The following is a 7,881-nucleotide window of genomic DNA, read 5'->3' as shown; positions in this document are numbered from 1 at the left end:
GGCGAATAAGTGTATTGTTTGAAAACTAGCGGTATTAGAATATGTATGGAGGCAAGGTCATGTGGGATAGAATTTTGGATGGACAATTTTTATCTAAATTAGGCGGAGTGGGCGGGATTGTTGCTATTCTTAGCTTTATGTGGACTTTTTTAAAGAAAAATCAGGTAATAACTTCGTTAACTTCATCCAAGATCGAAAGGTTAATTTCATCAAAAGAAAAGAGGACTTTGATAAAAATATCTAATTACATTGTATATGTGATATTAGGCTTCATTGTTTCTGTTTTCCTTACACTGTTGTACTTTAATCTTGGTATGAACGAATATGTTACACTCGTTATCTCAATCATTGGAACTTGTTTATATTTTATTATTGTATATATTAGCCTAACAAAAAATAGCATTTTTGATAAAAGGTTTTCAAGATTGAAGAATTTTAAATTTTCATTAATCATACTTATGGTACAAATATTATGTTTTTTTTCTGTGCTTCCAAGTTTTCTTGCCAATAGTATAGCAGAAGGTAGTTTAGAGCTTACTTTAGACAAACCAGAAGTATTATTAGTTAATTTAACTTTAACTCTATTTTCATTATTATTTACGAGTTCAATGTTTGTATTACTGATAATAATGACATTCTCTCAACTACGTGAAAAATTTAGTAAGTACGAGTATGAGTGTTTTTACGTTTTAGATCAAGAATATGAAGACATGAAATGGTTTATTTATCATCTTATTGATAAAGAGCATTTTTTACTTGGGAATAGTGAGTATATACATGACGCAACAATCTTTCGTACAGACGAACGTTCAAAGATACTTTCTGAGAAAATACATCTTTTAAAAATACTAAAAAACACAGAAGACTCAATAGAGTACTATATATAAAAGTGACACTGAAAAACTAATATAATTCAGGCGGTGCATCATGATTATCTACAGCAGTAACGCATTAGCTTTCCGTGAATCAGTTGATAACAACCAAATTACAGTTCAGATTGAAGAAGCATTTATTAAAGGGATGGGGAAAAGACCTAATCAAGGGGAAGTACGAGCTTGGAACAACTCTATGCAGTTTATGGAGAAAATTATCCGTAATTCGAAAGTAGCAGATGACTGCGGGATATTAATTGAGTACAACATTCCTTCTACAAGCAAACGAATAGATTTTATCATTGCAGGTCAGGATGAACAAAAGAATGATAACTTTGTGATCGTTGAGTTAAAACAATGGGATGCAGTAGAGGCTATGGATCGGGAGGATGTTGTAAGGGCCTTTATTGGAGGTAGAACAAGAGAGACACCGCATCCTTCATATCAAGCATGGTCATACAAACAGTATCTGAGTGATATGAATGAGGCCGTATATTCCAAAGATATTAACGGATACTCATGTGCATATCTACATAACTACAGGACAGTACAGCCGGACCCCCTTCAATATAATCAATATCAGGATATCATCCGTGAAGCTCCTTTGTTTCTAGCTGATGATGCTTCTAAACTTCAAGATTTTCTAAAAAGGCATGTAGGTGAAGGGAATGGAGTTAATTTACTTTATTTAATTGAGAATGGTAAGATTCGTCCTTCTAAGAAACTAATTGATCATATCGATGGATTATTTCAAGGGAACTCTGATTTTGTTTTACTTGATGAGCAGAAGGTTGCATACGAGGCCATTATGAGCCTTGCCAAGCAAACAGATGTAAAACGCACAATCATTGTACAAGGTGGGCCTGGAACAGGTAAATCAGTGATATCTATGAATGCACTTGGCGGATTACTTAAAAACAAGTTAAATGTTAAATTCATTGCCCCGAATGCTTCATTTCGGACAGTTATGGTAGAGACCTTGACTCAGCGACAAGCTAGAAACAAGACTAGGACAAAGATGTTATTTACAGGATCAAGTCAGTTTTACAAAGAGCCAGCTGATATGTATGACGTACTAGTTGTGGATGAGGCGCATCGATTAAAAGGCAAAGGAGCATATCAATATCTTGGAGAGAATCAGATCGAAGATATCATAAAGGCATCTAAAGTGAATGTGTTTTTCATAGATGATTTTCAACGTATTCGTCCTGAAGATATAAATTCTATTGACGAGATTAGACGTTTAGCTGCCCTGTATGATTCGGAAGTGCATGAATACTCACTAGCAGCACAGTTCCGTTGTTCTGGAGCAGAAGGATTTTTGAATTGGGTTGATGATGCTTTACAGATTCGTCCCACCGCTAATTTCGATGGTTGGGATCAAGATTCTTTTGAATTTAAATTAGTAGACACGCCTAACGAAGTATACGATCTAATCAAAAGTAAAAACGATCAGGGGTATAAGGCGAGGATGTTGGCAGGTTTTGCTTGGAATTGGACAGCTGATAAAGAAGGTAATCGCAATGGGGAAATTCCGGATGTAACTATTGAAGAACATCGTTTTGCTATGCCTTGGAATGCTCGTTCAATATCAAGTACTTGGGCTATCCATGAGAGTGGTATAGACCAGATTGGATGTGTTCATACATCTCAAGGTCTTGAGTTTGATTATGTAGGCGTAATTATAGGGAATGATCTAAAATATGATTCGGATAAAATGGAACTTTATTCAGATTATGATGAGTACAAAGATAGAATGGGAAAACGAGGGCTTAAATTTAAGAATGAGGAACTAACAAAACTTATCAAAAATATTTATAAAATCTTGATGTCTCGGGGGATGAAAGGTTGTTATGTTTACTGTCGAGATCAAGAATTGATGAATTATTTATGTAGCAGAGCAAATTCAAAATAATGAGCTGTGCTATGCAAAGTATAGAGAAACCCTATCAATCCATAAATGGACGGATAGGGTTTGCTGTTTCACATCAATATCCCTTTAATAACATTTTTGGATACACGAATATTATCAGGAGAAGCATCTCTTAGCAGTTGTACAATTTCTTTGATTTGTTTCTCATCTTCAGTTACCTCAAACTCTTCTTCTATATAAGCAAATAATTGAACCAAATTAACATCCAGTGACTCAGCGATCTTTGCCAAGTTCACCAAAGAAACATTCTTTTCTCCACGTTCAATCTGTCCTATGTATGAAAAATGAAATCCACCTTTTTCTCCGAGGGACTCCTGTGAATACCCTCTTTCTTTGCGTAGTGCGCGAATTCTGGCTCCGACCAGCTTCAAAACTTCTTTGTCCTCGTTCATGGTATTCACCTCTCTATGTTCAAAAGTGTAGACAAGTTTCCTCAAGGTAAACACCAAACGAAGAATACAAATAATTTAATTGATTACTATAGGTATCATTTTATTGTATAATACTGGTATTAACTCTTTGGAGGGATGGCAATGGCAAAAAATTGGTCCATAACCGATGCACATTGTAATCACCAAGTAGATTTTACCCCACGTTTGCAAGACCATGATATCTCCACACAACCTAGATCCAAACATATTCCTGCTTACCAAATGCTACGTACCACAATAATGGCCTATCACCAACATGCTAAGTATCATCTCAAACTTGCTGTAATCATGCGTAATCACAATCAGTTCAAAGCCTGCCTGATTCTATGTGATTGGGCTCTAGCCTCCATGATCAAGGCGTTATATATCCATAAGTATCATTCAGTTCATCCACCCAAGGAACTCACCATGAACGAAATCTTGCCTCTAGTGCATACGGACACTGAACCCGGATTGGATATCGCTTTGTTCATCGGCACGATACAACATATGTCTTCCCTAGCAGATTATCCGTATGACCAACCAATACAACTAAACAACATCGAAAAGCTTCTTCAACGAACAGAAGAGATATTGGACGAGTTAGCCACTCGATTGAAGGATGATTCATCAGGGTAAGATGTTTTTTAATTGATCATTTGGGTTAAATGTTTGATTTATCTGTGTTACGCTTACAAGATGACATCATCCAAATAAAGGATATATGATGCAGAGGTTACAAAGGATGCCCTTTGCTTTGCATCTGGAAAGTAGGTGTACATTTTGAAAAGAGTAATTGCTATCGCGTTTTTCATATTATCTATATTGGAATTGGTTACTCTAATCCTAATTGGTAAAAGCATGATGAATGGGTACATGGAACCGAGTACGTTTAGCGGGATAATTTCATTCCCACTATGCGCTACGTACCTCTCGATATGGATGTTCTTTTCACGGCAAGAATTTACCGGAGGACGAGTCGCGGGACAGATCAGTTTGACAGCGGCATTGTTGACGTTGTGCCCGTTGGTGTGTTTGTTGATTATTTTCTATTAAATCAACCCATCCCTCCCCATAGCAAATGGTATAATGGCAAAAAGGGAGATTCTGGCGCGGGGCTTGAAGGCTCTCACAGCAGAAAGGATGTTATACCACATGCCTACATACAACAAATTGGTGCGGGACAAGATCCCGCATATTATTACATCCAGCGGTAAGGAATGCCGCACACGCATTCTGGACCCGGAGGAGTATAAGCAAGAATTAAGAACGAAGTTGCAAGAAGAGTCGGAGGAGTACGTGGGTGCAGCAAGCGATCAGGAAGCGCTGGAAGAACTGGCCGACATGCTTGAGGTCATCCGAGCGTTGGCGGAAGTGCATGGGGCGAATGCGGCCCAACTCGATAAGCTGCGGGCAGACAAAGCCGAGGCACGCGGTGGATTCCAGGAACGGGTGTATCTGATCGATGTCGACGAAGCTTAACGTTAAACTCATTACAGATAACTTGGCAGACGAACTGATTGCCCGGATGCAGCATGCATCCGGGATTTATATTATGACGTCCTTTATTATGCAGTCCGGGGTGAGACTGCTGGCCCCGCACTTAAAGCGGGCGGCGGAGCGTGGGGCAGAAGTACGGATGCTCGCGGGAGACTATCTGTATATCACGCAGCCGGAGGGCTTGCGGGCACTGTGTGAGGTTGATCTACGAATTGAGACACGGCTGTGGCGAAGTATGGGGACTTCTTTTCACCCGAAAGCGTATCTGTTCGATCATGACAACGGCGAAGGATTGTTGATCGTCGGTTCATCGAACTTTTCGTTCACTGCGCTGAAGACGGGGTATGAATGGAATCTCGCGATGAATGCGGAGGCGGAGCCGTATACGTTTCAGATGGCTTTGGACAAGTTCATGCAGAGCTTCTACCACGAGACAACATTGCCGGTGAACCCGGATTCGATTGCGTTGTATGAGGAAGAGTACCGCAAGTATCACCAGAAGAACCCGGAGATGATCCAGCGGATCATGGAGATGGAAGAAGTGGAGTTCGGTACGGGGCTTCCGGGGGAAAAAGAGGGAGAAACCGCCGCCGAGCTGTCGCTTGTCCCGATTCAACCGCGCTTTGCGCAGTTGGATGCCCTCGAAGCACTTCATGGCACGATAGAGGAGCAGTACGACAAGGCGATGGTCATCATGGCGACCGGGCTTGGCAAAACGTATCTGGCGGGTTTCTTCGCCCAGCGGTTCCAGCGGGTGTTGTTTGTGGCGCATCGGGAAGAGATTCTGTTCCAGGCGAAGAAGTCTTTTCAACGGATCATGCCGGAGCGCAGTCATGGAATCTATAACGGGCAGTATAAGGATGGGGAGGCGAATTGTGTGTACGCTTCGATCTTTACGCTGAGTATGCAGAAGCACCGGGATGGTTTTGCGATGGATGCATTTGATCTGATCGTGGTGGATGAGTTCCATCATGCGGCGGCGAAGACGTACATGTTGGTGATTGAGCATTTTCAGCCTAAGTTCCTTCTGGGCATCACGGCTACCCCGGATCGGCTGGATGGCAAGGATGTGTATGCGCTCTGTGATGGGAATGTGGCGTACCAGATGCATTTTATTGAAGCGATCCGGCGAGGTTGGCTGGCGCCATTTCAATATTACGGGGTATTCGACAATACGGATTATTCGCTGGATTGGCACGAAGTATGATGAAGAACAGCTCATGGCTGTTCAGTTGCAAGAGGAGCATGTAGAGACGATCTATGCAGCCTGGGTCCGACACAAGCAGACGAGAACGATTGGCTTTTGCTCGTCGATCCGGCAGGCAGACTTTTTAGCTGCATATTTCCGAAGTCAGGGCGTGAAGGTACTCAGTCTGCATTCGCGCACATCGGAGATATCGCGGGAGGAAGCCATTCGGCAGCTTGATGCGGGTGATCTGGAGGTTGTGCTGACGGTGGATCTGTTCAACGAAGGGACGGATATTCCACGTGTGGATACGCTATTGTTCGTGCGTCCAACCGAGTCGCTCACGGTGTTTACACAGCAGGTGGGGCGTGGTCTGCGGCTGGCGGAAGGCAAATCGCATTGTGTCATCATCGACCTGATCGGAAACTACCGGAATGCGGATGTGAAGCTGAGTCTGCTGGATGTGCGCGGGGAGCTGGAGGGAACCGCGAAAGACCGGGATTCGGCTGTGCCGGAAGTTCCGGACAACTGCGGGATTCATCTGGAGACGCAGGTGGTGAACCTGCTTCAGGAGCTAAGCCGCAAACGGCTGCCGCGCCGTGAGAAGTTGCATCAGGATTTTCTGGATGTGAAACGAGAGCTGGGGCGTATTCCGACGTATCTGGAGCTGCATCTGATGGGGCGTTCGAAGAGTATCGGGTACCGGAACGAATTTGGCTCCTATGTTGGTTTTCTCTATTGGGTGGAGCTGCTGTCCCCGGCTGAGGGAGAGGTGTACGTCCGGCATGAGGCGTGGCTGCGTGATGTGGAGAAGACAATCATGAACAAAAGCTACAAAATGATCGTGCTGCTGTACATGCTGGAGCGAGGCGAAGCTCACTGGATGGACCCGATCACGCCGGGGGAGATGGCTGAATTTTTTCATACGTATCTGACAGAGAAGGAATACCGGAAACGGAAGGACTTTTCGGACAAGGACAAGCTAGCGCTCTGGGAATGGAGTGAGAAGACGGCAATACGGATTGAGAAACTGATTATCGACATGCCGATGTCTATGTGGAGCGGCGCGAAGGGCAGCATGACGCGATTCGAGGATGGGGTGTTCTCACTGGATGTGCAGGTGCAGGATCCGGAAGAACGGGCGAAACTTTATCGCTGGACGAAGGAAATTTGTCTGTATCGGTTGCACGTATATTTCGAGCGAAGAAGCAATGAATAGATAGGCTACGGAATGGCAAGGCGTTGTGTTGCTATCTGAAATTTAAGGGTACTTTGAAATTTCCTTAATATAAAAACAAACGGCGTATCGTTAAAAAATGGTACGCCGTTTGTTTTGTTGCAGTCAATTTCTTGTTTTCCACAATCTGTAGACGAATAAGGCTGCAAGTAAAATTGTAGGAATGATTACAGGTTGGATTAGGTTTCCAACTAACATCGATGTTGTAAGGGAAATCACGAAACTAACTAATGCAATTCCAGCGAACAATCCTGCATTCAAAATGATAAAATGTTTTATTGGTGTCTTTTGATATCGATACACCACAAAAATGATTGTAATCACAAATAAAATGAGGAACGTCGTTTCTATGATCGTTGTCCATGTTCCGATCTGGCTGATCGAGTTAACATCTTCTTCTCTTAAGTTGTTTTTGGATATCCACTGTTGTGATTGCTTTAATCGATAATTTTCCAGAAATACATAGCAACAATAAAATAAAAGCATTATAACAGAGTAAATAAGTAAAAAGAGTTTTGAAAGCTTTTCACTTTTTATCCGCATCCAAGAATCACCTCTTTACTTATTAAAACTGACATTACTAAATTAAGGCTTCAATACAGAAGGGATAGCATTAAAAGTATCAGTATGAGAGTGAGGCTTTCAGACGAAAAAATGATCTTTGTAATAAGAAACGTACATCTCACACATTTTGTTTTGCAATGAAGATACTTTTTATTCTTTGTAATCTCAGTGGTGTATCC

The 7,881-nt window shown here is 42.1% G+C and carries 5 protein-coding genes and 1 pseudogene; 5 read left to right on the top strand and 1 reads right to left on the bottom strand.

Annotated features, from left to right (window positions below):
• Positions 1–59 precede the first annotated feature (59 nt).
• Complete coding sequence (locus AMS66_RS29020) at positions 60–887, top strand: SoxR reducing system RseC family protein (RefSeq protein WP_053784081.1); 828 nt, start codon at positions 60–62, stop codon at positions 885–887.
• A 40-nt stretch (positions 888–927) separates the two neighbouring features.
• Positions 928–2,787, top strand: coding sequence for a DUF2075 domain-containing protein (locus AMS66_RS29015; protein ID WP_053784080.1), 1,860 nt, complete (start codon positions 928–930; stop codon positions 2,785–2,787).
• A 68-nt stretch (positions 2,788–2,855) separates the two neighbouring features.
• Here the strand turns inward: AMS66_RS29015 and AMS66_RS29010 are convergent, their stop codons facing one another.
• Positions 2,856–3,197: a helix-turn-helix domain-containing protein gene (locus tag AMS66_RS29010; protein ID WP_053784079.1), complete on the bottom strand. Its 342-nt coding sequence runs from the start codon at positions 3,195–3,197 to the stop codon at positions 2,856–2,858.
• Positions 3,198–3,338: 141 nt separating this feature from the next.
• On the opposite strand from AMS66_RS29010, the gene AMS66_RS29005 reads away from it, so the two are divergent.
• From AMS66_RS29005 to AMS66_RS28995, 3 genes and pseudogenes are all read left to right on the top strand, one after another.
• The gene (locus AMS66_RS29005) at positions 3,339–3,854 is read left to right on the top strand and encodes a HEPN domain-containing protein (protein WP_160319744.1); all 516 of its coding nucleotides are present in this window, start codon (positions 3,339–3,341) and stop codon (positions 3,852–3,854) included.
• A gap of 516 nt (positions 3,855–4,370) precedes the next feature.
• Complete coding sequence (locus tag AMS66_RS29000; protein ID WP_053784078.1) at positions 4,371–4,697, top strand: nucleoside triphosphate pyrophosphohydrolase; 327 nt, start codon at positions 4,371–4,373, stop codon at positions 4,695–4,697.
• A pseudogene (locus AMS66_RS28995) lies at positions 4,681–7,120 on the top strand (DEAD/DEAH box helicase family protein). Before AMS66_RS29000 ends, AMS66_RS28995 begins: the two are co-directional and overlap by 17 nt.
• Positions 7,121–7,881: the final 761 nt, after the last annotated feature.

Origin of the sequence: Paenibacillus xylanivorans (genome assembly GCF_001280595.1) — a bacterium.
GTDB classification, from domain to species: Bacteria; Bacillota; Bacilli; order Paenibacillales; family Paenibacillaceae; genus Paenibacillus; species Paenibacillus xylanivorans.
The sequence above is the reverse complement of the archived record's forward strand: the minus strand, read 5'-3'. Positions and strand labels throughout refer to the sequence as shown.

Coding starts and splice junctions, on each gene's coding strand:
- AMS66_RS29020 (WP_053784081.1), top strand. CDS start 60: ATGTGGGATAGAATTTTGGATGGACAATTTTTATCTAAATTAGGCGGA.
- AMS66_RS29015 (WP_053784080.1), top strand. CDS start 928: ATGATTATCTACAGCAGTAACGCATTAGCTTTCCGTGAATCAGTTGAT.
- AMS66_RS29000 (WP_053784078.1), top strand. CDS start 4,371: ATGCCTACATACAACAAATTGGTGCGGGACAAGATCCCGCATATTATT.
- AMS66_RS29005 (WP_160319744.1), top strand. CDS start 3,339: ATGGCAAAAAATTGGTCCATAACCGATGCACATTGTAATCACCAAGTA.
- AMS66_RS29010 (WP_053784079.1), bottom strand. CDS start 3,197: ATGAACGAGGACAAAGAAGTTTTGAAGCTGGTCGGAGCCAGAATTCGC.